Source organism: Brachybacterium massiliense (genome assembly GCF_900184245.1).
GTDB lineage: Bacteria > Actinomycetota > Actinomycetes > Actinomycetales > Dermabacteraceae > Brachybacterium > Brachybacterium massiliense.
On record NZ_FXXB01000002.1, the window covers coordinates 36,559 to 58,583 of the forward strand.

Consider the following 22,025-nt stretch of genomic DNA (forward strand, 5'->3'; position numbering starts at 1 on the left):
TGGGCTTGCTGCGCTGGCGATCACGTCGGCAGCCACTTCTTCTTACGCCGGCGCACTCCGGTAGCCAGCGGCAGCGTCAGCGGCATCGCCAGGTGGTGCGCGTGGTCCTGCCAGTCGAGGTTCGAGATGTGCGACTCGGCAGCGGCCTCCTCGATCGCGTTGACCGCCCGCTCGAGCTCCTCGAGGTCGGGAGCCTGGATCGTCACGGCCAGTGCCCACTCCGCCCCGTGGACGCCCGATCCCGGCTGCAGGTCTTGCAGCCGTCGCTGCGACGCTGTCAGCTGGGCCTCGCTCGTCCCGTCCGAGACCTCCTTGGCCTTCTGCTGCACCGCCGAGCGGTCCATCGTCAGGTCGTCCCGGGCCTCGGCGCGGGCGGTCGTCGCCGGCACCACCGTCACGTGGGTACTCACGGTGCGTACCACTGCCGGGTTCACGCCCGTCAGGAGCGGCACCAGCATGTCGACCGGCAGTTCTCCCGCCGCGAACCCGTCGCGCGGCACCACGGCCGTGCGGGTGTACCACCGCTTCTGGCTCCCCTCGATCACCAGGTACCGGGAGGACTCCGAGCCGATCCACGGCAGCCACATCGAGAACCGGTCAGCGCCCTCGAGGCGATCCAACGGCTGATCGGGATCCTGCAGGCTGCGCGTCACCGCGGCGAGCCGTCGCTCGTCGAGCTCCCGGAACGAGAACCCGTTGGCGCGGCCCGCGGAGATGATCCGCCGCAGCTCGGTGGCCAGGACCACGGCCGTGCGGGCATCGGCCCGCTCCCGGTCACTGGCCTCGTTCATGTCGTCCGGGAGGACCACGCGATCGGCCGCCGCGTAGAACTCGCGACTCGCCGGCACACCGATCGTCAACCAGGTGCGGTTCTGCTCCTGCTCGCTGATCACTCCGTCCACGAGCTCGGCGTACGAACGCACGAGGATCTCCGGTGCGTTGTCCGGCAGCGCATCGATGAGCCATTGCACGTGATCGGCCGGGTCGAACGGCACGATCCGCGCCACCGGCTGCAGATGCCTCGCCAGCGAACCTTGACGCGCCATCACGGCCTGGAACTTCGCCCACCCCGCGTGGTTCCGTAGCCCCTCAAGCCCGTCGACAACACCAGACTGCTGTGCTCGGAACTCGAGCACCATCGTGAACTGGGTCTGGTCGTGGATCCGCTGACGAAGCACAGCCACACGTCCAGGATGCTCCGCCCCCGGCCACAGCTCGATCTCGAAGCCACGCAACGTCCCGACGGCAGCCGGCAGGTGAGGGACATTCCCCTCAGCGGCCTCGGCCGCCTCTCCCCCGACCGTGTCCAGCGTCTTCATCCGGCGGTTCCAGCGTCGACGCAGGGGGATCGCGAGCATCCCGACCACGGACTTGTGGCCGAAGCTCGGCCTCGGTGACCACACGAACACGGTCGTGGCCAGCAGAACAGCGCCCAGCAGGACGGTCCAGGACCAGCGCATCACCATCAGCTGCGCGACCACCAGCACTGCCAGGGTCGACCACATACCGATCCGCTCGAGGCGGTTGCGGCTGCTCCCGAAGATCGAGCGGCCCTGCAGCTCGCCACCGAGCTGCACATGCGTCACGGCCATCACTCGCTCCACTTCCGTCGATCATGCAGTGAGCTCTGCTGCTCTTCCTGCGACGGGCCCTGCGAAGGCGGTGCCGTGCTCTCCGCGGCCGTCTTCGCGGTCGCGGCAGCGGTCTGCGTGCCCCTGGCGGCCATGGCCGCCAGGATCAGTGCGCCGCCCGTGGCCGCACCGCCCGCAGCCACACCGGCCTTGCCCGCGGCACCGGCAGCACCTGCCTTGCTGGCGCCAGAGGCGCCAGCGGCACCCGCTTTGCCGACTCCTCCACCGGCAGAGCCCACCGTCGCCGACGCCGGGTTCTTCCCACCCGGGGTGCCTGACGCCGGCGCGCTCGGGGCCGACTTCATCGTGGAGGAGCTCTTCCCCGACGGCGGCGAGCCGCCGTCTCCCCCGGCTCCCGCACCGGCGGTCTGCATACGGCGCATCCCGAGGGTCATCATCATCCCGCCGGCCGCGCCGGCGGCGGCCGACGCCGGGTTGAACCCGCCGCCGTCGACCTCCGAGCCATCGGGCAGGAGCGGGATGAACTTGAACGCCACCCAGGGAGCCAGCCCCACCGCGAGAAGCGCCAGGATGATCATGCAGCCCTCACCGAGGGTCTGCAGCGCGTCCTGCCCCAGCAGATTCAGCGGCTTGAACGACTGGATCATCATGAACAGCACCGTGATCACGAACAGCAGCGTCGGCTTGGCGAGCATGATCCCGAGGACCAGCATGGGGACGCGCAGCGCCTTCGACCTCCACCGCGGATGGGCGAGCATCCCGAACGCGATCGCCATCCCCACCGACGTCATGTAGACCGCCATGCCCTGCGCAATGAACATCACGAACACCAAGACGGCGCCGATGAACAGGATGAACCAGAACACCAGGCCCATCAGCACACCGCCCGGCATCAGATTCGCGGTGATCGAGAAGATCGCCCCCTCGAGCACTGTCTCGTAGATATCCTCGCCACCCCAGGCAATGATCCCCCGGTTGAACGCCGCGATCATGTTCTGGACGACGTAGGCCAGCACCGGCGCCCAGACCATCGAGATGATCCCGCCCATGAGGTACTGGAAGCTCTCGCCCAACTGGTGCGCAGAGATACGGTCACGGGCCGCGTCCTTGAGCACCATGATCATCATGACCGCCGCGACGAACAGCCCGATCCCCCCGGCAGCGGCGTAAGCGTTCCGCCACCACTCGGCGCTGAAATCGGCGTTTCCGATGTTCACCAGTTCGCCCATGACCTTGTTCAGGAAGTCGACCGCACCTTCCTTGAGCATGTTCACGATGTCCTCGAACGCGCTCTGCGGATCGTCGATGAACTCCTTCGCCTTCTTGGCGGTGTCGATGACCTCCTCGGCCTGGCCGATCGTCGCGTCGTAGGCCGTCTGCGCGGCATCTCGCAGGCCACCGATGTTGGCAGTCACCAGGGCGACACAGCCCGCCGTAGGGACGGGGCCGAGCGGCAGTAGCGCGCCGCACATGATCTGAGGCTGGATCTCCTCGAACGACGGAGCTTTCGCGATCGCTCCCTCAGCCAGCCCGACACACTTCTCCAGGAGATCCCCGTTGCCGATCGGCAACAGGTCGCACGCGAACTCTGCCGCAGCGGTGTTGCCGGCGGCGCGAGCCGCTTCCTCGTCCTCCGCAGACGGTTCAGCGAGGGCAGGACCTCCACCGATCATGACCGCCAGAAACAGAGTCAACGCCGCCACCAAAAGGCGGCGGGGGTGCTCAGCTCGCGTCTTCATAGTTCTCCCACTGGGTGTGCGTTCCCACCAGGGTCGACACCTCATCGTCCGGCTCGGTAACAGGCTCCTCAGGCAACGTGGTCGGTGCCTCCGCCTGGTCAGTTCCGCTGATCTTCCAGTCACCATCCACCCAGGCCAGCGTCGTCGAGGAGGTGGCGTAATAGAACTCGCCCTCTCCCCAGTAGTCGTAGGCGTGCACGATCTGCACGGTGGCCGACTCTTCCTCCGTGCACTCAGCAACGGTGAAACCGCCCCAGTCGGGACGGATCGAACCGCGGGGGCTCTCTGCGTCACCAAACTCTTCGAGCATCTCTCGCGTGCTCTGGACTGAACTTTCCTGGTACTCGCCGGTGGTCAGCTCCTCGGTGAGCGCAACGTATTCCTCTTGGCTCAGCTCTCCGGAGGTGACCTTCGTGTAGTCCAGTCCGACGAGGTAGTTGGTCGCGGCCTCGACCGCTCCCTTGCAGGTCGGCTCGTACCCCACGGGCACGGAGGGATCATGCTCGGAAGCTGCCGAGCCGCCTTCCCCGACCGTGACCTTGAGGTCGTCCCGAATCACGGGCTGACTCGACGGGGGCGCGGACGACGTCGTCGCCCCGCCCGCTGGCGGCTCCTCGTCGTCGGAGAACAGCAGCTGCGCCCCAAGCACGCCCGACAGTGTGAGCAGCACCAGAACGGCCACCGAGAGCACCGCGATGACCGGCCCCCGGCGGAGCCGGTGCCGGTCCTGCTGCTCGTCCCGGAGCTCAGACATCACTCACCGCCCTGCACGGTGCCCACGATGAACAGGATGGCGGCGAAGATGATGCCCAGCGCCGCACAGGCGCCGAACGCGATGAGCGCGACCTTGAGCTGCCCCGCAGCCTCGGTCATCTCCTCGCTGCGGTTGGAGTGGCGCGCGACGGCCCACTTCCCTGTGCCGATGAGCGCGCCGATCGCACACCCTACGAACGCGAGGGCCCACAGTCCGCCGAGGACCAGGGCCACGAGGCTGTTCACCTCCGCGCCGAAGATATCCAGGCTGGGAGTCACTCCCTCAAACGGGTTCATGTCAGTTTCCTTCCGTGGTGGGTGATGCGGTCAGGTAGGGGTTGTCGATGGACGCCAGCGTCCGGGAGACCGTTGCTCCCAGACGCAGGAATGCTCGCTGCGTGGGGGCAGCGAGACGATCGAAGGACAGCCGTGAGCCGGCGTCGATGTGCGAGTCGTACGGGATCTCGAGCACGTCAGCGGTGTTCTCCTCGAACCATTCCCGCCACTTCGGTGCGTTCTCACGATCAACCGCGGCGCCGCGCACGTGAGAGATCACCGTGACCGCGTTGCGGACCAGGTCGTCGCGGCCCATCTCGTGCAGCTGCACGATCATCTGCTGCGCAGAGCGAACGTGGTCGTACGACCAGCGCAGGGGGATCACCAGCACGTCAGCGGTATCAGCGGCCGCGGTCCAGTTCGGGGCCAGCAGCGAGTTGCCGGTGTCGACCACGATCAGCTGATAGAAGCGCGAGAGGATCGCGTGCAGCCTCATGAACTCGTCGTGGCCGATCATCCGCATACTGCGGGAGTCCTCCGCGGAGGCGAGCACGTCGAACTTGCCCACCTGCTGGTGGCGCAGGAACCGGCCCAGATCGCCCATCCCTCCACGCCCCGTCTCGAAGAGCTCCGCGCTGTCCAGGAGGTCGACCGCCGTGGTGGGGAACCGCCCTGCTGCGGTGCGCAACCCCAGCGTGCCCTGGTTCTCGTTGTTGTCCCAGGCGACAACCCCGCCGCCGCGATGCTCACCGAGGATCGCGGCGAGCAGCGCCACCACGGGAGTCTTTCCGGCCGAGCCCTTGTGGTTCGCGACCGCGACCGTCATGGGGCGTGAGAGCTGCAGGCCCGCGTCCCGCTCGTCGTCGAGCCGCGACAGCTCCTCCTTGCCCGGACGCAGCTTCACCAGACCGAAGGTGGCCAGCGCGAGGCGGCGACGCCACCCCTCCGACGCCACCAGTCGGTGGTCCCCGGAAGGGGCCACCTCGAGGGCGGCGTATGACGGCTGATTTGTGCGCTCACTCACACCTGTGGAAGTCTGCGCGGCATCTGAACGATTCGGGGGAATCGAGGGGGAAGCGGGCCCCTTCGTCGCATCCGCTCGGTCCTCCCGCGACTCTGCCGTCTCCGCCTCCGCGGGGGTGGCCGCACCAGGGAGGTGCCCGGACTGTTGAAGAAGCTCATGGGCAGCGCTCTGACGACGCTCGTAGCTCCCGCCCTGCCAGTCGTTCACCGTAGCCCCCTGTAGTTACCTCTCATCATGCTTCCATAGTCTCGCATGTTCCCGTAGCATGCAAGCATGCGGAAACTTGCACAACCTCAGTTCGATCGGGCGATGCGCCGCGACTGGCCGATGATGATGGACGCCGCCGACATCGCCGAGTTCACCGGATGGACGAAGCTGACGATCCTGAACTGGATCAAGGAAGGACAGCTCACCGGAGCGCTGACGCTCTCGGACGCCCCGAAGTCGACCGTCCTGATCCCCCGCGAGCTCGTCTTCGCACAGCTCGACCCTCGCCAGGGCCTCAGCGCACAGGGGTGATGGCAGCGTGAAGAAGGTCCTCGCACTCGGCGTCGGGGGAGTCATGCTCCTCGGCGTGACCGTCGTCGGCGCTGCTGTGCTCGACGAACAGGACGTCACAGCGGCATGCCTCCCAGGTGGCGCAGCGGTCACCGTCAACGTCGACGGCCTGCCCGAGGAGATCGCCGGCTACAGCGGCGACGCGCTCCACAACGCCGCAGTCATCGCCCAAGTCGGCGAGGAGCTGGGAGTCGGAAAGCAGGGACAGCTCATCGCCCTGATCACCGCGATGCAGGAGAGTCAACTCGGTAACAACCCCAGCACCGCCAGCCCCGACGAGAACGGGGACGCCGGCGTGTTCCAGCAGCGACAGCTGGATGGTTGGTACGGCTCCCTCGAAGAGGTCAACGATGTCTCCTACGCCGCGACGGCGTTCTACAACGGCGTGACGGCCGAGAGTGCCGGCGACTACGGCTCGGTGGGCGGTGGCACTGGCTACGGCCACATCCCTGGCCTGACGGATATCTCCGGGTGGGAGTCCATGCCCCCTGCCGAAGCAGCTCAGGCCGTGCAGCGCTCGGCCCATCCCGACGCTTATGCCGAGCACCTCGACGAGGCGGAAGCAATCCTCGAGGGACTGGCGAACGCGAACGTCAACGTGGACAGCGCCAGCACCAGCGACGCTGGGGGCGCTAGCGACGCCGGGGGCGACTCCTGCGCCGCCCCCGCCGTCGAGGCCACCGGAGACGCCGCGGAGGCCATCGCACGCGGCCGCACCCTGCTCGGGACGCCCTACGAGTTCGGCGGTGGAGGCAAGCACGGACCTGACACCGGCATCGACTGCAGCGGCTTCGTGCTCTTCGCCTTCGGGCTTGACCCCGACGAGATCGGTCGCACGGCCCAGGCCCAGTTCGACAGCCTCGCCTCAACCAGCGTTCCCCCCGACCAGATCCAGCCCGGCGACCTCATCTTCTACGCCAAGGGCCGCACCGGCACCGTCGGGTCTCCCGATGCCATCAGCCACGTCGCGATCTATAGCGGCGACGGGAAGATGATCGAGTCCACCCGGTACAACGGCGGCACCGAGCCCGGCGTGCAGGAGATCGATGCCCAGGTCGAGGACGGTCGAGGCTTCGTCGATGTGCGCCGTCTCCCCAGCACCTCCGAGGAGGCCGCATGATCCGCCGACGCCTCCCGCACGTCGCCGCCACCGCGCTTCTCGTGCTCGCGGCAGGGTGCACCCCTTCCGAGCCGACTCCGACGACGCCCCCGCCGGCGCCGACCGAGTCCACCCCGGACGAGCCGGACTGGACCTACAGCACACCTTCCCCGACCAGCGATGGCCCCGACGACATCCCGGACGACAGCCTCATCGACGAGGAGGCCGACCAGGACGCACGAGAGGGCGCGGCCGCGGCCGCGACCGTCACCGCAGAGATCTGGGTGCAGGGTTCGACTCTCGATCAGCGTGAGTGGCAGGAGCGGCTCATGGAGACCCTGACTCCGATCGCGCAGGACTCGTACCGCGACCGCTGGTGGGGTTACCGAGTCGCCGAGACCGAGCTCACCGGCGAACCCGAGATCGTCGCCGCAACGATGGCCAGCGCCACTGTCACGATCCCCACCAACGCCGGCGACCTCACCCTCACCGTCACCCGTCCCACCCCCACCGACCAATGGCTCACCAGCGGCATCGAGCCCGCCACCACCGAGCAGTGACCCTAGGAGACATGCGATGACCGACGCCCAGATCACCATCAACCACGACGGCACCGGATCCGTCACCGTCGACGGCGAGACCACGACGATCGCCGCCTCGGGCGCCGCCGAGGCGCGCCGGGAGGCCACCGCGCGCATCGCCAAGCGCGCGGCCGAGCTCGGCCGCCCACTTCCCGCGACCGCCGCCGAGAACGGCCGCACCTGGCCCCTGCTCATCTCGACAGACGGCACCGTCACCCCTCGCCCCCAGGACGCCGCTGCAGCCGCGCGGCCGAGCACCGTCAGTGCGCCGTCCGTCGAGATTCCCGACGCCCAGGCGGACCTCGACGTGACGCGCTCCCGCTCCGTCACGGGTCAGCCCGCGCCCTCCTGGGAGCAGTCGGCCACCGATCCCATCATCAGCGAGGTCCCCGGAGCGCAGGACGACCTCGAGGCCACGCGCCCCCGCGCGATCGCCACCGAGCCTCCCGCAGCACCACGGCACTCCGCTCAGGCGCCGCAGATCCCCTCCCCTGACGCCGGCCAGGGCTCCCCCGTCGACGAGCTGCACACCTTCCGCGAGGTGCAGGCCGACGTCCACTCCTCCGTGGCCCCGACCCAGCAGAACGAGAGCCAACACGCCCCGGTCGTCGATCCGCCCGCCGCTGCCGACGCCGTCGACGCCGACCCTCGCTGGGCCGACATCTCGCAGCAGCCCGCTACGCGCGGCTTCCGAGGCACCCTCAACGGTGTCGGGCTCAAGCTCGCCCCCACCGACGAGGAGCTCGCCGAGCGACGCGAGAGCCTGCGTCAGAAGATCGCACGGGAGGAGGAGGCGCGCCGCGCCGCCGAGCAGCTGGCCCAGGAAGAGGCAGCGCGGGAGACCCGCCGTGTCATCCGCGAACGCGCCGCGGCCGAGAAGGACCGCGCCGAGCGCGCCATCATCCAGACCCCGTTCGAGGAGCCCAAGAAGGTCATCATCGCGAACCATAAGGGCGGGCAGGGCAAGACCACCGTCACCTACGGCATCGGTGCCACCGCCGGCCGGATCCGCGGCGGCGACGTCATCGCCTGGGACGCGAACGAGACCCAGGGCAACCTCGGCTTCCGCGCGAAGAAGGCCCCCACCGCTCGCAGCGTCGTCGACCTCCTCGAGGAAGCCGCCGACGACTTCACCACCGTCGAGGGCAGCAAGCGCGCCACCCTCGCGCGCTTCACCCGCTCCCAGGGCGACAACCTCTTCACCGTCCTCGCCTCGGACGAGTCCCGCGACCGCCAGGACCTCGTCGACGCAGACGCCTTCGAGAAGGTCCACGAGATCCTCGGGCGGTTCTACTCCCTGATCCTCATCGACACCGGCAACAACCACCGCGTCTCCCACTTCAAGGCCGCGCTCGAGGCCGCCGACCAGCTCGTCATCCCCGTCTCCGCCGGCGCCGACGGCGCCCACGCTGCCGAGGCCATGCTCGACTCCTTCGAGAGCCTCGGCCACAGCGACCTGGTCGAGGGCGCCGTCGTCCTCCTCAACGACTCCGCCACCCGCCGCGGCGACGCCACCGGAATCGCCGCCAAGTTCGAGCAGCGCGTGCGAGCCATCATCCCGATCCCCTTCGACCCCGCCCTCGACAGCGGCGACGAGATCGACTTCGACGCCCTGCAGCCCTCCACCCGCGCCGCCTTCCAGGAAGCCACCGCCGCGATCGCCGACGGCCTCGCCAAGAGGAACTGACCCACGATGGACATCTCCTCCGAGGCGACCGTGGCCGCGGCCACGACCCGCGGCCGCGGGCGAGGCCCGGGGCCCGCCCCCGAAGGGACGGACCCCTCAGCCTCACTGCTGCTTGATCCGGTCCGGCCGGAACCCCGCCCAAGCGTCTCCGCCTGGGGTCAGCACGACCGGCGCCTGCATGAAGCCCGCCGCCTGGAACGCGGCCCGCTGCTCGTCGGTCACGTCCTCGAGGGACACCTCCACGAAGGCCAGGCCGGCCTTCGCCAGCGCCCGCTTCGTCGCGGTGCACGGACCACAGTCGGGACGGGTGTAGATGGTGACGATCTCGCTGTTCATGGTGGCTCTCCTGCCTGGGCTGTCCGGGTGGTGACAGGACACAGACGCCGCCTCGATCAGGCGGTGGAGCACCCACAGGGCCGCAGCGCAGCGGAGGACCCGGGCAGCCCCAAGGGAGAGAAGTTCTCCGGCGAAATAAGGGAGCTTGCGACCGCGTCGGAGAAGTTCTCACCCGCCGCGGGCCGAGCGCAGCGAGCCGGGTTGCGGAACCGCCCGAGGTGGCAGCGTGGTCTGCTCACCGCCCAAGCCCTGGCAGGAGCCCGCACACCGCGATCGCCCATCACCGCACGGACCCCCAGGCACCCACTCCGCCGCAGCGGCATGAACAGGCACTGACCATGGACCCCCAGCACCACGCACACGCCGGCCAGCGCGCCACCGTTCACGGACTCGTCGATGCCCTGCTCGAGCACGCACGCTCTGAGCACCCAGACATCGCCGAATGGAGCGTGACTCTGAGCCAGAGCGAGAGCCTGCTCGTCCCCCGAGACTCCGACAAGCTCTTCCGCGTCATCGACGGAATCCCCGGCTACTACAACGGCCACGTCTACCGCGACGCCCTCATCCGAGGCGTCCCCGGATGGCCCGCCGACTGGATCGCCCTGACTACCCTCGCCAGCGATGCGACCTACTACGGCCACCTGCTCGACGGCGCGATCAGCGCTCACAGCCCCTGGGAGCGCGAGTCATGACCACGACACGCCGCGCCACACAGTTCCCGGAACTCGCTCGCCTGTGTAGTGTTCTTGACATGACCCAGAGCAGACGCCCAGGCCGCCCCAGCAAGGGGGAGCGAGCCGATATCAAGGTCCGCATCCCCGCGGAGCGCCGCGACAAGCTGTTCGCTTACGCGGAGCTGGTGGGCCGTCCAGTCACAGACCTCGCTGCGGAGCAGCTGGTGCCGTGGATTGACGCTCTCGACCTTGAACAGGCTCGCAGTGGTGGCGCACAGCAGAGCCTCAGCATCGACCGAAGAACCGCGTAAAAGACTTCGCCCCCGAACCTGTTGGCGCAGGTGCGAGGGCGATTCAGAAGTCTTCGGGAGTCAGTTACCGCTGACGACCCGGGGCGAACCAGTAAGGAGGTCCATTCACTTGATGCCCCCAGGATACGGGGGTCGCGTCGTCGTAGGCAAGTACGACACCACCGGTGTGTCTCGCGCCGCCTCCGACGCCACCCTCTCCCCCACCGACACGTGGCGGCTGTGCCTCGAGCTGCTGAACCAGCGACCGTTGATCCGCCTGGCAGAGCGGCGCAGCACGAGCGTCGCCTTCCCCCGACGACTCGGCCGAAGGGTCGAGCGGTTCACCGACGCGCCGCCCTCGCAGCCCGTCGCGGTCCACGTCTACGACGCCCAGGGCCGCACCCGGTTCCTCCCACTGGACTTCGACGCTCACGACCGCACCGGGGATCAGATCGTCGCCGTCGAGAACGACCTCGCCGTGGCGACCTCGCTCCTGGATGAGTGCGGCTTCATCTACCTCGTGGACCGGGCCCACGGCGGCGCGCACATCTACGTCCTGCTCGAGGAACCCCTCGGCGCCCAGGACGCGCACTCGCTCGTGCTCGCCCTCGGCCGGCGCCTCCCCACCCTGGACCTCAAGCCGACGAGCAACGTCAGCGATGGGCTGATCACCATCCCCGGCAGCGCCCACAAGCGCGGCGGCCACCGAGAGCTCGCGCACGACGCCGACTCGGCGCGCGCGATCGCCGCCGGCCCCCACTCCCCCGCCAGAGCCCTCACGCGCCTCCGTGCGGCCCTGGCGGACGAGCTGCGCGCACTCCTCGAGGAAGACCGTGAACGCGGCGCAGAGCGCCGCACACGGGCGCGTGAAGCCGGCTCCGCCGATCCGATCGCCGACGCGATCACCGACGAGGAGATCCGCGCCGTGCTCGTGCGCGGCATCGGCCGCCACATGAGCACTACGTGCACCGACCTCGCCCAGCGCGGCGACTGGCGAGCCCACGGCTACCCCAGCGCCTCCGAGGCCCGCCGCGCGGTCCTCATGTCCGCGATCGCCACGGGCCTCACCGAGACCGACGTCCGCGCTCGCATGCTCGGCGAGGAGCCCCAGTGGCCGGGCCTCCGCTCCCTGCTCGAGCACAAGGGCCTCGACCGCCTGCGCGACGAGTACGCCCGCGCGGCCGCCGAGATCGCCCGCCGCGAACGCCAGAAAGCCGGCCGAGTCATCGTGACCAGGGACGATACTGCCGTCAGCTCTGACACTAGCGCCAATACACACACCCGGGGCGGGGGGGATTCCCCCTCAGTGCACGACACGTACGGCGTGATCCGCGCATGGATCACGCTCGTGGAGCGCTACGCCGCCGGCGAGTACCCCGGAGCTCAGGGCTGGGACTACCAGATGGCACTGCGCGCCCTCGGCCAGGCCGCCAGCACAGTCGGATCCACTGTCACCGCCATGGGAGTTCGCTGGCACTCCGTAGCCCTCGGTGACTCCCGCACCGGTGCTGCCGCCCTCCTGCGCGCTCTCGCGGCCGAGGACGACCCGTGGGTGGTCCTCGTCGCCCGCGGCCGCGGGATCTACGCCGATCAGTACGAGCTGCGCATCCCCGACCGGCACGCCTCCCTCGTCGAGGAGCTGCGCTGGCGGCCCGGGAAGACCCAGGCCGTCCGCCCCGTGTTCACGGTGCTCGGCAAGGCCACCGGGCTGCTCTTCGAGGCCGTCGAGCGCGGCGCCACCTCACGCGCGCGCATCGCCCTGGTCACCGGCCTGAGCGCCGACGCCTATCGCGACGCCCGCGACACCGCCCTCGCCTACGGGCTGATCACCGGCAACGACCGCGACGGCTACGAGCTCGCCGCCGACGACGCCCGCCTCGAGCTCCTGGCGCAGCAGCTCGGTGCCATCGAGGCCCGCGTGCGCCGCATCCACCAGCACCGCCGCGAGCGAGCTGCCTACTGGGCCAAGCTCGAGCAGCTCCGCCGCGAACGACCCTGGATCCGCGTCGTCCGCGACGTCGACGAGACCGACCCCGAGGTCGAGGAGACTCTCGCCCAGATGTACCTCGACTCTCTCGACGAGCCACCGGGGCAGGCCCGGGAAGCGGGCTAGCACCCCCTGCACTAACCGCACTCTCGCCACCACTTGCACTGTATGCACTAGTGCAGTTAGGGTGCGGAGTGCTGATAGTGCACAAAGTGTATTTCCTCGACAGGAGGACCCATGCCCATCCCCACGCGCCTGGCGATCGATGGACTCTCCGTCCGCGCCTATGGCCGCCTCGACCTTCTCGAGACCCGGCTGGTCCACATCCTCGGATCTCTGGACCCCACCCCTCACGGCGCATGCGTCGCCGAGCACGCTGCGCTGGCCGTTGTCGAGCACAGCGACAGCTGCGTGCTGCTGCACGACGGCCCCGGCATCCCCGGCGCCGCGCTCGATGCGCTCACCCTGAGCGCCCCCGACCGCGCAGTCGTCATCGCCCGGCGCGGCGTCACCCCATGGCACGAGACGCTCGCCTCGAGCGGGGCCCTGGTGCTCGAAGGACCCACCAGCCGCCTCCTCGCGCATCTCGCCGACGCGGCGCTCGTCATCGAGCAGGCGCACTCCGCCCTTCCCCACTCGCCACGCATCGCCTGCGTGCCCGGTCCGATCCTGACCGCCGGCACCGCAGGCTCCAACGCGCTCCTGGTGCGGCCCGACGTCGAGATCGTCCCCGAGCTCGACCAGTGGGCGCGGCGCCTCCACTACACCGCGCAGCGGCCCCGTCAGTACAAGATCGCGGACTAGTCATCCCTTGAATGCACTAATCGCGGCACGCACACTACCTGCACTGTCGATGGTGCGTGCATCGCTCTCCACCTGCCCGTGCGTGCTGTGCACCGCCTGCACGGTTCGCACTAGTGCACACAGTGATATAACCTGTTTCCATCGAGAGGAGCCCCATGGCCGTCTACACCTGCGCCCTACCCAAGGGCGGGTCCACGAAGACCAGTACCGCAGCCGAGATCGCCCTCGCCCTGACGCGCCGCGGCTTCCGAGTCCTCGCCATCGACCTCGACCAGCAGGGCAACCTGTCCACCCGCCTGGGGATCACCCCGGAGGCGCCCATCGAAGCGACCGCCGCCGAGGTGCTGGATGCCTCCGCCACCCTGCGGGAAGCGGCCGAGCCCGCGCCGACTGCGCAGGGCGTCGACGTGATCGTCGGAGCCCACGACCTGACCGCCCTTGAGGAGCAGCCGCCGCCGGACCTGGTCACCAGCCTGCGCGACATGCTCCCGACGGTGGGGGACCGGTGGGACCACGTCGTCATCGACACGCCCCCGAACGTCGGCGCCCTGACCATGGCGGGACTCGCCGCCGCCGACCACGTGATCGTCAGCCTGCAGGCCGCCACCGAGGCCTACGACCAGCTCGACCGCCTCGAGGCCGTGATCGCCGAGCGCTTGACGCGCCGCATCCGCCCCGGCCTGCAGATCAGCGCTGTCGTCCCGGCCATGGTCGACTCCCGCCGCCTGCTCGATCGGGAGATCCTCGAGCTCCTCGCGCAGCGCTACGGCGATCGCGTCACGCCGCCGGTGCGGCAGGCCGTCGCCGTGCGCGACGCCTACACCGCCGGCATGGGCGTGAGCGTCTACGACCCCGACAGCGCGGTCGCCGCCGACTACCGCGCCGCGACCGATCACCTGCTCAACCTCACGATGGGAGCCCACTGATGGCCAAGCCCAAGCGACGCAGCCTCTCCGAGCGCAACGCGGAGGCGATCGCCGGCGCCGTCGACAACACGTCGACCCGTGAGGACGGGGGAGCGGAGCAGCCCCCCGCGCCCCAGCCGCCCGCACCGGCTCCGGCAGACCGCCCCGCAGCGGTGAGCCCCGCGCCGCCGGCCTCCGAGGAGCCCACCCGCCGCAGCAGTGTCTACCTCACGCCCGACGATCTTCGCGACGTGCGCTCGGCGTACATCGTCGACTTCGACCACCGGCCCGGCTCGCCGGGAAGCTTCGGCCTGTGGGCCGCCGGCGCCATCGGCGAGCTCGCCGCCCTCACCGTCGAAGAGCGCCAGGCCGTTCGAGAGATCCTCGGCCCCGCAGGTGCCGGCGCGAACCGCTCGCAGCAGCTCCTCGTCCCCGACGACGTCGCGGGCGCCGTCGGGGACGCCATGCGTCAGGACCGGCTCGCCGGCGTCGTCGACCGCTCCCGCAGCGTCTTCTACAGCTACGCCCTGCGCTGGCAGGCTCGGGAAGCAGCCCGCCGCGCCGGAATGGACCAGCTGCCCGAGCCTCCGGCTCGCCTGCCACGATTGGATCTGCGATGAACGCCGCCGACAACGCCGACGCACGACGGAGCGTCGTCGAAGACGAGCTCTCCCTCCTCCTGCTCGATCCCTCGCACGAGGACAGTCGAGGCGAGGCCGCTCGCGCGGACCTCAACGACGTCCCTGACGAGCTGCGCTAGAGCACAGACCCTCCGCCTTGTGGAGCCGGACCGCTGCGCGGGGACGGAATGCACTATGTGCATCGTTCGCACTTCGGCTCGCAGTGCGAGCGATGCATTGCGCAGTGACCAGCCAACCCTGCCACGTCGCCAGATCGGTAGGGGAGAGAGGTGCGCAGTGTGCTCCATGCCGAGGTGACGGGCTCCCGGGGTGCTGGATCGGGGGATCTTGACGCACTGGTGGGGGAGGAGCACACCCGGCTCGCTGCGCTCGGCCGGCGGTCCCCGACAAGATGCCGACGCGCTGCGCTTATTTCGCCGGAATCTTCTCGGATGCTCACCGGCTGCCCGGGCTCTCGCCTACGGCTCGACCCTTCGGGGTGCACCACCCCCACCAGCGCATCCCCCGCTCCACGTCAGCACCCCTCGCCAGGGGACCCGCCGAACAAGGAGCACACCATGACTACTCGCAACCTCACTAACCGCGTCCTCGAGACGCTCGACGGACACACCCTGGTGGAGACCCCCTGCTGCACCTTCTGCGGCCACGCGGGCTCCATCACCCTCACCGACGAGGAGTTCGCCGACCTCGAGGCCGGCGCCGCCATCCAGGACGCCGCCGGACGACTGCCCCGCGCGGTCCGCGAGCAGTTCATCTCCGGGATCCACACGGAGTGCTGGGACTCCCTCTTCGGGGACCTCGAGGACTGACCAAGCGGAGCCCTTTCAGGAGGGCTCCGCTCTGTCCTGAAACGGAACTCGCGTGGCTCGTGCTGTCTGTGGAGCACTCCGTGCTCCGCGGAACGGCGCGAGCGGCTTCGCCACTGTCGCACGCACCGTGCTTTCTTGCCTGCTGAGGCCCCGCGCTGCGGGCGGTGTTCTGCGGCGGTCAAAGCTCCGCCTTCGCTCCGCTTCCCGCCACGTCGGCGGGGCTTCCAGCGTGGTTACCAAGCTGCTGCTGCAGGCCCTCTCAGGCTACTCCGAGAGGGGACCCCGAGTGTCAACCCACGTGCAGGTCATGAGCCACTTTTTACCCTCGCAAGCTCGGGCGAAAAAGTCGCCCAAGACCTGCACTCTTCGGGGTTGACACCCACCCCGCTTCGGAGTCCCCAAAGGGGAGGTCCCGCAACAGCGGGGTCGCCAGGCGCTACCGCGCCAACAACCGAAGGAGCACACCATGACCCAGACCAATCTCACGCCCGCGCAGTTCGCGGCCTACACGCTCGCATCGCTGATGGAGCCGCTGCCTCGCGGCTTCATCCTCGTCAGCACCGGCAGGGGCGGTCTGTCCGCCATCTCCGGTGTCGATCCCGACGCCGAGTACCCGGCCGTTCCGCCCGCGCACGAGTACTCGCAACTGGTCGGGCACGAGGTGGTGCTCACGGTCGTCAACGAGAGCGGGCTCAAGGCCGCGGTGCAGGACGTCGAGACCGTCGTCCGCCGGCTTGACGGGATCAACATCGCCGCCACCATCCTCGCCTCGGGCGAGTACCTGCTGGACCTCGAGACCAAGCGCACCACAACGCTCGAGGCCGCCAGTGCATCGCTGCCGGCCTCGCTCGGCCGACCCACCGAGCTGCGGCGGTGGGCACCGGTTCGCGGCCTCGCCTTCGAGCCGATCGAGCCGGACGTCGGCGCGGTCGACACCGAGACGGTCGTGGACGCATGGGTCCACACCGTCGTCACCGGGCGTCGTCCCGACCAGGCACTGGTCGGGCAGATCGCCGCGGCGATCAGCGACTCGTCTACGCGAGACCAGTTGCTGCTGGCCGTCGCCCGGCTCGGGTTCGACGAGCTCGACGACGCCAGCGCCGACGAGGACGTCATGGCCGCGCTGCTGGGCGGACGCGGTCGCCCGCTGGGCGAACAGCTCGTCACCGGAGCACTCGCGGCTCAGTACGTGGCCGCTCACACCACCGACATGCAGGCGGCCGCGCTGCTGTACGACCGCTCGTGCTCGCTCGCGAACACGGCACGCGCGCTCGTGAACACCCTGATGTACCCGGACTGGTTCACCGGCTGAGCCGGCAACGCGGGACGGGCCTTCCCGGCCCGTCCCGCAGTGCCCGCCCCCTCCGGGGCGGGCACTTCCGTGCTGCGCACGTCCTCGCGCTCCGCGCGAGCGAGGGGGAGGGGCGACCCGTGCTGCCTTGCGAGCATTATGCGCAGACGCTCCGCGCCTGCGAGCTGCCGCTGCGGACATCCCTGGCCGCCCCTCCCAACGCACTCGCATCCGCTCGCCCTCAACCCAATGCACTGCGTGCACCATCTGCACTGCATATCGTCAGCTGTCGCTGACGACTGACGGAGACCGGCCTCGCCGGCCCCTCAGCTCGAGCCGGGCCCACCCGGCTCGAGCCCTTCGATTTCCCGTCCTCCTGGGCTTCCCACTGTGCTCGCTCCTCCCTCCACGCAACTCCGCGCCGCGGAGTCATCCGAGCGCGAGAACTTCTCGACGCGGTCGCACGCTCCCTCTCATCGCCGAGAACTTCTCGCCCCCGATGCCCTGCGGGTGCGCTCCGCTCGATCGCGGCGCCGTTCACAAGCACCAGGAGGACGGGGAAAAAACGATTCCGGTCCCACACCACCAAGGAGCACACCATGACCCGCGAGTTCACCATCACCCGCCGGACCTACACCGGCTCCATCGACTTCCTGCGCGGGGCGGAGGTGACCATGGCCGAGCCCGGCGGAGATCGCTACGCCCGCGTCACCGTTCGAAGCGGAAGGGAGACGTACTACCTCGAGAACGTCGGTCATGACTCCATCACCACCCAGACCCTGCACCGCACCGTGCGCTGGACCTCCGACTACGCGCACCGCGCAAGGGATGCCGCGCAGCAGATCGACGGCGCAGACCCGCACCGAGCCACCCGCCTCGCGCGCTACGCCTCCCTCTGCGCCCGGGCCGCACGCACCCTCAGCGACAACTCGCCCGGCACCGGTATGGCCCTCGACGCCGGCGAGGCCGCCGCCTGGGCGGCCGACGCCGAGGCAGCAGCCGGAACCCCCTGCGGCAGCTGACCACTGCGCGGGCCGCACGCACCAGTCCGGTGCGGGCGGTCCGTGCCGCCCAATCGGAACTCGCTGCGCTCGTGCCGTGCCCACACCGCACTCCGTGCGACCCATGCACTCCGTGCAGTTCGGGGCACTGCCCAGCGGGCAGCACCCTGACGGCTGCCGGCTCCGCCGGCCCTCACCGATCCGGGGCCCGCCCCGGATCGGCCCTTCATGTTCCCCGTCCTCCTGGGCTTTCCACTATGACCCCTCCGCGACTGCACGCAACCCCGCTCCGCGGGGTCGGCGGAGGCCGAGAACTTCCCGACGCGCTGCGCTTATTTCGCCGGGAACTTCTCGGCCTCACCGCCCTCCGGGTGCGCTCCGCGGCTCCGGGGCCCGTTCACAAGCACCAGGAGGACGGGGAAAAACGATCCCGGCCACTGGCCGAAAGGAGCACACCATGACCACCACCGACACCACGCGCACGCTCGTGCACGTCGACCCCGCCAGCATCGTGCTGGACACCAACGTCCGCGCCGACGCCCGCCTCGACAAGGCCTTCCTCGCCTCCATCCGCAACCACGGCGTCATGCAACCCGTCGTCGGGTACCGCGACGACGACGGAGCCGTGCACGTCCTACAGGGCCAGCGCCGCACCCTCGCCGCCGTCGAGACCCAGCGCGAGACCATCCCCGTCTACCTCGCCGAGAACCCCGACGAGGCCGGACGGATCATCACCCAGATGGTCGAGAACGACCAGCGCACCGGAATCACCGAAGCCGAGCGCGCCGACGGCTACGAGCAGCTCTTCCTGCTCGGCCTCTCCGCTTCCCAGATCGCCAAGTGCACCCACACTCGCAAGGAGACCGTGGAGCAGGGAATCACCGCGCGCCGGAGTCAAATCGCCCGCGATCACCTCACCGCTGGCCTCACCATCGAGCAGGCCGCAGTGCTCGCGGAGTTCGACGACGACGAGGAGGCCATCGACTCCCTCGTCCAGTCCGCCCAGCGCGGCGGTTTCGAACACACCGCCTCCCGCCTCCGCCAGCGGCGCGAGGCCGCACGCGCCGTCGCCGCCGAGGTCGACCGCCTCACCGCCGAAGGCATCACCGTCCTCGACAAGACCCCGTGGGACTACTACTACGACGGCCGCGGAGCAGCCGCCCCGCTCCGCGCCCTCGACGCGGACGAGGAGCAGCACACCACCTGCCCCGGCCACGCAGTCATCGTCACCGCCACATGGGCGGGGGAGGCCCAGACCCAGGAGATCTGCACGGACTGGAAGGCCAACGGACACAAGAACCACGAGGCCGCCGCCGGAAGCAGCGGCCCCCTCAACGAGGACGAGAAGGCCGAGCGCCGCCGCATCATCGAGGGCAACAAGGAATGGCGCGCCGCCACCGACGTGCGACGCGACTGGCTGCGCACCTTCACCCAGCGCAAGAGCGCCCCGAAGGACGCCGCCGCCACCCTCGCACGACTCCTCGCCCAGGCCCCCAGCCGCGTCCACGACGGCATGAACGACCGCAAGGGCATCACTACCGAGGTGATGGGGCAGGGGTGGAGGAACAACGTCCCTGCCACCAGCGCACGCGCCAGCATCTACGCCCTCACCATCGCCCTCGCGGGCATCGAGGTCACCTACGCCGACGTGCACACCTGGCGACACATGACCGCCAACGACCTCGACTACCTCGCCGTCCTCGTCGCCTGGGGCTACACCCCCTGCGACCTCGAACAGGGCCTGCTCGACGCCCGCGCCGAGCAGTGACTCACCGGTCCGCCCCGCCCCGCGCGGGGCGGACCGCCCCCGGCGGGGTCCCGCCGAGTCCAGCGGCCGCGCCGTCCCGGCGCGCAGCATCCCCCTCCCGGCGCGCAGCGCGCCGGGAGAACAGCCCGGCGCCGGCGGACGGAGCCGCCGCACCAGGCTGCCGGGCCCCGAAGGGCCCGCAGCGGCCTCGGCCGACCCGTGGACGGGCCGGCCGAGCCTACCTCTCCGCACTCCGTGCACCATGCGCACTAACTGCACTGACTGTGCCGCGCGCACCCGATCGACGGGGCCTGACCCTTCGCCCTGCCTGGGGGTGCTGGACCGGGGGATCTTGACGCACTGGCGGGGGAGGAGCACACCCGGCTCGCTCCGCTCGGCCGACGGTCCCCAACAAGATCCCGACGCGCTGCGCTTATTTCGCCGGGATCTTCTCGGGTCCTCGCCGGCTGCCCGGGCTCTCGCCTCCGGCTCGACCCTTCGGGGTGCACCACCCCCACCAGCGCATCCCCCGCTCCACGTCAGCACCCCCGAACAACAGGACGAAGGAGCACACCATGACCCCCGAGATCAGCAGCTACGACCGCCTCCTCGAGATGGAGGCCCGCCAGCGCCAGGACCCGTTCTGGGGCCACATCCACCGCCAGCTCGACGAGATCGAGGCCGCCGCGCCCACCACCAGCGCCGAGGTCCTCCGCCTCCTCGACAGCAACAACCCCAACTCGGGGTTCTTCCACGGCGGCATGGACCGCGAGCTCCTGGGCTCCCTCACCATCGCCGGATGGGAGGTCACCGAGTACAACGCCGCCTACTACTGGACCGCGCAGCACCCCGCCACGGGCGAGAGCCTCGAGTACATCGAGGGCGACGTCTACAACCGCACCGACCGGTGATCCGGACCCGGGCCAAGGGCCCGGGTCCCTCACCCAAGCGGCGCCCGGCTGCGCCGGGCACTCCACCTCTACAGCGCACTCCGTGCTCTCGAGCATCGCCTCACCGGCGACCCTCTGACGGCGACCGGCTCCGCCGGCCCCTGCGCACGCCCCGCGACCCGTCGCGGGGCGCATCCCTCATTCCCCGTGTCCTGGGCTTCTCACTATGACCCCTGCGCTCCTCCACACAACCCCGCTGCGCGGGGTCCGGGCAGCCGACAACTTCCCGACGCGCTGCGCTTATCTCGCCGAGAACTTCTCGACCACCCGGCCCTCCGGGTGTGCTCCCTCGCTCCGGGCCCCGTTCAAAAGCACCAGGGCACGGGGAAAAAACGACCGGGCCACCTACCACACCGAAGGAGACACCCATGGACGAGAACACCACCCACTGCCACAGCTGCCACCGCGACATCCCCGCCCTCAGCGAGTTCTACGGCGGCGGCCGCGACCTCACCGCGCACCAGCCCGACTGCCCCGAGCTCGCCGAGGCCCTCGCCGACCTCCGCAACCGCTGACCCTCACCACCAAGGAGCACACCATGACCGACCAGACCCTCACCATCCACGGCCGCCAGGTCACCGCCCGCGGCAACCTCGACCTCCTCGTCGCCCCCGGCCGCGTCCTCATCACCGGCAGCCGCGCCAGCACCCCCTACGGCGAGACCGTCGCCCGCAGTGCCGCCGAGATGCTCAGCCAGCGCGGAGCGATCCTCATCGCCAGCACCGCCTACGGCATCGACGGCACCGCCGTCCGCGCCGCCCGCCCGGACCGCACCGTCCTCGTCCAGGCCGCAGGCCTGAACCGCCCCTACCCGCGCGGCAACGCCCACCTCGCCCACCACGTGCAGGACCAGGGCGGCCTCCTCCTCACCGTCGCCACCGACCCTGACGCCGGCCCCACCCGCTGGGACCTCCTCGACGCCGCCGCCCTCCGCGGCGCGATCGCCCACCATGCCCTGTTCGTTGAGGGCGCGCACCGCAGCACCGCCTACGGAGCTTCCCTCACCTGCCCCTCCGTCTGGGCCGCCCCCGGACCGCTCACCAGCGCCGCGAGCGCATTCCCGCTCCGTCTCCTGCGCGAGGGTGCCCGACTCTGGACCGAGGACCCCGCCGACGCCGACCTCATCGCCACCGCCAACAACACCACCCACCCCTACCGAGGCGAGCACTCCGACCTCCTCAACCACCGCCATCACGCCGCATGACCACCGGGGGCGGGCGGGGGGCTCCCCCCCCCCCCCCCCCCCCCCCCCCCCCCCCCCCCCCCCCCCCCCCCCCTCTT

The 22,025-nt window shown here is 70.1% G+C and carries 24 protein-coding genes; 18 read left to right on the top strand and 6 right to left on the bottom strand.

The features are described 5' to 3' along the window. Nucleotides 1-20: 20 nt before the first annotated feature. The 5 genes from BN4251_RS00230 to BN4251_RS00250 are packed head-to-tail and all read right to left on the bottom strand — an operon-like array spanning nt 21 to nt 5,384. A complete protein-coding gene (locus BN4251_RS00230) occupies nt 21-1,592 on the bottom strand; it encodes an SCO6880 family protein (protein ID WP_087483172.1) in 1,572 nt (523 codons plus the stop codon). Continuing rightward, entirely contained in the window at nt 1,592-3,331 is a 1,740-nt protein-coding gene (locus BN4251_RS00235) for a hypothetical protein (protein ID WP_140398348.1), read from the bottom strand. The genes BN4251_RS00230 and BN4251_RS00235 overlap by 1 nt, the downstream gene beginning before the upstream one ends. Next, nucleotides 3,315-4,085, bottom strand: coding sequence for a DUF8175 domain-containg protein (locus BN4251_RS00240; protein ID WP_087483174.1), 771 nt, complete (start codon nt 4,083-4,085; stop codon nt 3,315-3,317). Before BN4251_RS00240 ends, BN4251_RS00235 begins: the two co-directional genes overlap by 17 nt. Beyond that, complete coding sequence (locus BN4251_RS00245) at nt 4,085-4,381, bottom strand: hypothetical protein (RefSeq protein ID WP_087483175.1); 297 nt, start codon at nt 4,379-4,381, stop codon at nt 4,085-4,087. Before BN4251_RS00245 ends, BN4251_RS00240 begins: the two co-directional genes overlap by 1 nt. 1 nt (nt 4,382) lies before the next feature. Then, nucleotides 4,383-5,384, bottom strand: a complete 1,002-nt coding sequence (locus tag BN4251_RS00250) for a MinD/ParA family ATP-binding protein (protein ID WP_140398349.1) — start codon at nt 5,382-5,384, stop codon at nt 4,383-4,385. A gap of 273 nt (nt 5,385-5,657) precedes the next feature. On the opposite strand from BN4251_RS00250, the gene BN4251_RS00255 reads away from it, so the two are divergent. From BN4251_RS00255 to BN4251_RS00270, 4 genes are read left to right on the top strand one after another with little or no spacing between them, the layout of a single operon-like run. Beyond that, entirely contained in the window at nt 5,658-5,903 is a 246-nt protein-coding gene (locus tag BN4251_RS00255; protein ID WP_140398350.1) for a hypothetical protein, read from the top strand. 7 nt (nt 5,904-5,910) lie between these two features. Next, complete coding sequence (locus BN4251_RS00260) at nt 5,911-7,062, top strand: C40 family peptidase (RefSeq protein ID WP_087483178.1); 1,152 nt, start codon at nt 5,911-5,913, stop codon at nt 7,060-7,062. Further along, a complete protein-coding gene (locus BN4251_RS00265) occupies nt 7,059-7,601 on the top strand; it encodes a hypothetical protein (RefSeq protein WP_087483179.1) in 543 nt (180 codons plus the stop codon). The genes BN4251_RS00260 and BN4251_RS00265 overlap by 4 nt, the downstream gene beginning before the upstream one ends. Nucleotides 7,602-7,617: 16 nt before the next feature. Beyond that, a complete protein-coding gene (locus tag BN4251_RS00270; protein WP_087483180.1) occupies nt 7,618-9,309 on the top strand; it encodes a MinD/ParA family ATP-binding protein in 1,692 nt (563 codons plus the stop codon). A gap of 102 nt (nt 9,310-9,411) precedes the next feature. Here BN4251_RS00270 and BN4251_RS00275 read toward each other — a convergent pair whose 3' ends face one another. Further along, nucleotides 9,412-9,645, bottom strand: a complete 234-nt coding sequence (locus BN4251_RS00275) for a glutaredoxin domain-containing protein (protein WP_010552472.1) — start codon at nt 9,643-9,645, stop codon at nt 9,412-9,414. A 449-nt stretch (nt 9,646-10,094) separates the two neighbouring features. Here BN4251_RS00275 and BN4251_RS00280 point away from each other — a divergent pair, with 449 nt between their 5' ends. The 14 genes from BN4251_RS00280 to BN4251_RS18145 all read left to right on the top strand — a co-directional run bounded on the left by BN4251_RS00280 (nt 10,095) and on the right by BN4251_RS18145 (nt 21,948). Beyond that, nucleotides 10,095-10,337 (top strand): hypothetical protein, encoded by a 243-nt coding sequence (locus BN4251_RS00280; protein ID WP_140398351.1) that lies wholly within the window; start codon nt 10,095-10,097, stop codon nt 10,335-10,337. 59 nt (nt 10,338-10,396) lie between these two features. Next, on the top strand, nt 10,397-10,630 hold the full coding sequence (locus BN4251_RS00285) for a hypothetical protein (RefSeq protein ID WP_087483182.1): 234 nt from the start codon (nt 10,397-10,399) through the stop codon (nt 10,628-10,630). Between the two features lie 112 nt (nt 10,631-10,742). After that, nucleotides 10,743-12,722, top strand: coding sequence for a hypothetical protein (locus BN4251_RS00290; RefSeq protein WP_087483183.1), 1,980 nt, complete (start codon nt 10,743-10,745; stop codon nt 12,720-12,722). 111 nt (nt 12,723-12,833) lie between these two features. Beyond that, nucleotides 12,834-13,400 (top strand): hypothetical protein, encoded by a 567-nt coding sequence (locus tag BN4251_RS00295; protein ID WP_087483184.1) that lies wholly within the window; start codon nt 12,834-12,836, stop codon nt 13,398-13,400. Between the two features lie 155 nt (nt 13,401-13,555). Next, nucleotides 13,556-14,326 carry a ParA family protein gene (locus BN4251_RS00300; protein WP_087483185.1) on the top strand — a complete coding sequence of 257 codons (771 nt, stop codon included), beginning with the start codon at nt 13,556-13,558 and terminating at the stop codon, nt 14,324-14,326. Beyond that, nucleotides 14,326-14,925 carry a hypothetical protein gene (locus tag BN4251_RS00305; protein WP_087483186.1) on the top strand — a complete coding sequence of 200 codons (600 nt, stop codon included), beginning with the start codon at nt 14,326-14,328 and terminating at the stop codon, nt 14,923-14,925. The genes BN4251_RS00300 and BN4251_RS00305 overlap by 1 nt, the downstream gene beginning before the upstream one ends. Beyond that, nucleotides 14,922-15,065 carry a hypothetical protein gene (locus tag BN4251_RS18130; RefSeq protein ID WP_170931753.1) on the top strand — a complete coding sequence of 48 codons (144 nt, stop codon included), beginning with the start codon at nt 14,922-14,924 and terminating at the stop codon, nt 15,063-15,065. The genes BN4251_RS00305 and BN4251_RS18130 overlap by 4 nt, the downstream gene beginning before the upstream one ends. A 438-nt stretch (nt 15,066-15,503) precedes the next feature. Further along, nucleotides 15,504-15,755, top strand: a complete 252-nt coding sequence (locus tag BN4251_RS00310) for a hypothetical protein (protein ID WP_087483187.1) — start codon at nt 15,504-15,506, stop codon at nt 15,753-15,755. 466 nt (nt 15,756-16,221) lie between these two features. Then, entirely contained in the window at nt 16,222-17,067 is an 846-nt protein-coding gene (locus BN4251_RS00315) for a hypothetical protein (RefSeq protein ID WP_087483188.1), read from the top strand. Nucleotides 17,068-17,645: 578 nt separating this feature from the next. After that, the gene (locus tag BN4251_RS18135; protein ID WP_170931754.1) at nt 17,646-18,068 is read left to right on the top strand and encodes a hypothetical protein; all 423 of its coding nucleotides are present in this window, start codon (nt 17,646-17,648) and stop codon (nt 18,066-18,068) included. A 436-nt stretch (nt 18,069-18,504) separates the two neighbouring features. Beyond that, nucleotides 18,505-19,815 (top strand): ParB/RepB/Spo0J family partition protein, encoded by a 1,311-nt coding sequence (locus tag BN4251_RS00320; protein WP_170931755.1) that lies wholly within the window; start codon nt 18,505-18,507, stop codon nt 19,813-19,815. Between the two features lie 554 nt (nt 19,816-20,369). After that, the gene (locus BN4251_RS00325) at nt 20,370-20,705 is read left to right on the top strand and encodes a hypothetical protein (protein WP_087483190.1); all 336 of its coding nucleotides are present in this window, start codon (nt 20,370-20,372) and stop codon (nt 20,703-20,705) included. A 407-nt stretch (nt 20,706-21,112) separates the two neighbouring features. Further along, nucleotides 21,113-21,259 carry a hypothetical protein gene (locus BN4251_RS18140; RefSeq protein ID WP_168165391.1) on the top strand — a complete coding sequence of 49 codons (147 nt, stop codon included), beginning with the start codon at nt 21,113-21,115 and terminating at the stop codon, nt 21,257-21,259. Nucleotides 21,260-21,282: 23 nt separating this feature from the next. Continuing rightward, nucleotides 21,283-21,948: a DNA-processing protein DprA gene (locus BN4251_RS18145; protein WP_170931756.1), complete on the top strand. Its 666-nt coding sequence runs from the start codon at nt 21,283-21,285 to the stop codon at nt 21,946-21,948. The last annotated feature ends 77 nt before the right edge of the window (nt 21,949-22,025 follow it).

What these genes read in the sequence shown, in the direction of transcription:
- BN4251_RS00295 (WP_087483184.1), top strand. Translation starts at nt 12,834, where the DNA reads ATGCCCATCCCCACGCGCCTGGCGATCGATGGACTCTCCGTCCGCGCC.
- BN4251_RS00265 (WP_087483179.1), top strand. Translation starts at nt 7,059, where the DNA reads ATGATCCGCCGACGCCTCCCGCACGTCGCCGCCACCGCGCTTCTCGTG.
- BN4251_RS00245 (WP_087483175.1), bottom strand. Translation starts at nt 4,381, where the DNA reads ATGAACCCGTTTGAGGGAGTGACTCCCAGCCTGGATATCTTCGGCGCG.
- BN4251_RS00285 (WP_087483182.1), top strand. Translation starts at nt 10,397, where the DNA reads ATGACCCAGAGCAGACGCCCAGGCCGCCCCAGCAAGGGGGAGCGAGCC.
- BN4251_RS18140 (WP_168165391.1), top strand. Translation starts at nt 21,113, where the DNA reads ATGGACGAGAACACCACCCACTGCCACAGCTGCCACCGCGACATCCCC.
- BN4251_RS18135 (WP_170931754.1), top strand. Translation starts at nt 17,646, where the DNA reads ATGACCCGCGAGTTCACCATCACCCGCCGGACCTACACCGGCTCCATC.
- BN4251_RS00325 (WP_087483190.1), top strand. Translation starts at nt 20,370, where the DNA reads ATGACCCCCGAGATCAGCAGCTACGACCGCCTCCTCGAGATGGAGGCC.
- BN4251_RS18130 (WP_170931753.1), top strand. Translation starts at nt 14,922, where the DNA reads ATGAACGCCGCCGACAACGCCGACGCACGACGGAGCGTCGTCGAAGAC.
- BN4251_RS00305 (WP_087483186.1), top strand. Translation starts at nt 14,326, where the DNA reads ATGGCCAAGCCCAAGCGACGCAGCCTCTCCGAGCGCAACGCGGAGGCG.
- BN4251_RS00235 (WP_140398348.1), bottom strand. Translation starts at nt 3,331, where the DNA reads ATGAAGACGCGAGCTGAGCACCCCCGCCGCCTTTTGGTGGCGGCGTTG.
- BN4251_RS00230 (WP_087483172.1), bottom strand. Translation starts at nt 1,592, where the DNA reads ATGGCCGTGACGCATGTGCAGCTCGGTGGCGAGCTGCAGGGCCGCTCG.
- BN4251_RS00255 (WP_140398350.1), top strand. Translation starts at nt 5,658, where the DNA reads ATGCGGAAACTTGCACAACCTCAGTTCGATCGGGCGATGCGCCGCGAC.
- BN4251_RS00240 (WP_087483174.1), bottom strand. Translation starts at nt 4,085, where the DNA reads ATGTCTGAGCTCCGGGACGAGCAGCAGGACCGGCACCGGCTCCGCCGG.
- BN4251_RS00300 (WP_087483185.1), top strand. Translation starts at nt 13,556, where the DNA reads ATGGCCGTCTACACCTGCGCCCTACCCAAGGGCGGGTCCACGAAGACC.
- BN4251_RS00270 (WP_087483180.1), top strand. Translation starts at nt 7,618, where the DNA reads ATGACCGACGCCCAGATCACCATCAACCACGACGGCACCGGATCCGTC.
- BN4251_RS00290 (WP_087483183.1), top strand. Translation starts at nt 10,743, where the DNA reads ATGCCCCCAGGATACGGGGGTCGCGTCGTCGTAGGCAAGTACGACACC.
- BN4251_RS00315 (WP_087483188.1), top strand. Translation starts at nt 16,222, where the DNA reads ATGACCCAGACCAATCTCACGCCCGCGCAGTTCGCGGCCTACACGCTC.
- BN4251_RS18145 (WP_170931756.1), top strand. Translation starts at nt 21,283, where the DNA reads ATGACCGACCAGACCCTCACCATCCACGGCCGCCAGGTCACCGCCCGC.
- BN4251_RS00275 (WP_010552472.1), bottom strand. Translation starts at nt 9,645, where the DNA reads ATGAACAGCGAGATCGTCACCATCTACACCCGTCCCGACTGTGGTCCG.
- BN4251_RS00310 (WP_087483187.1), top strand. Translation starts at nt 15,504, where the DNA reads ATGACTACTCGCAACCTCACTAACCGCGTCCTCGAGACGCTCGACGGA.
- BN4251_RS00320 (WP_170931755.1), top strand. Translation starts at nt 18,505, where the DNA reads ATGACCACCACCGACACCACGCGCACGCTCGTGCACGTCGACCCCGCC.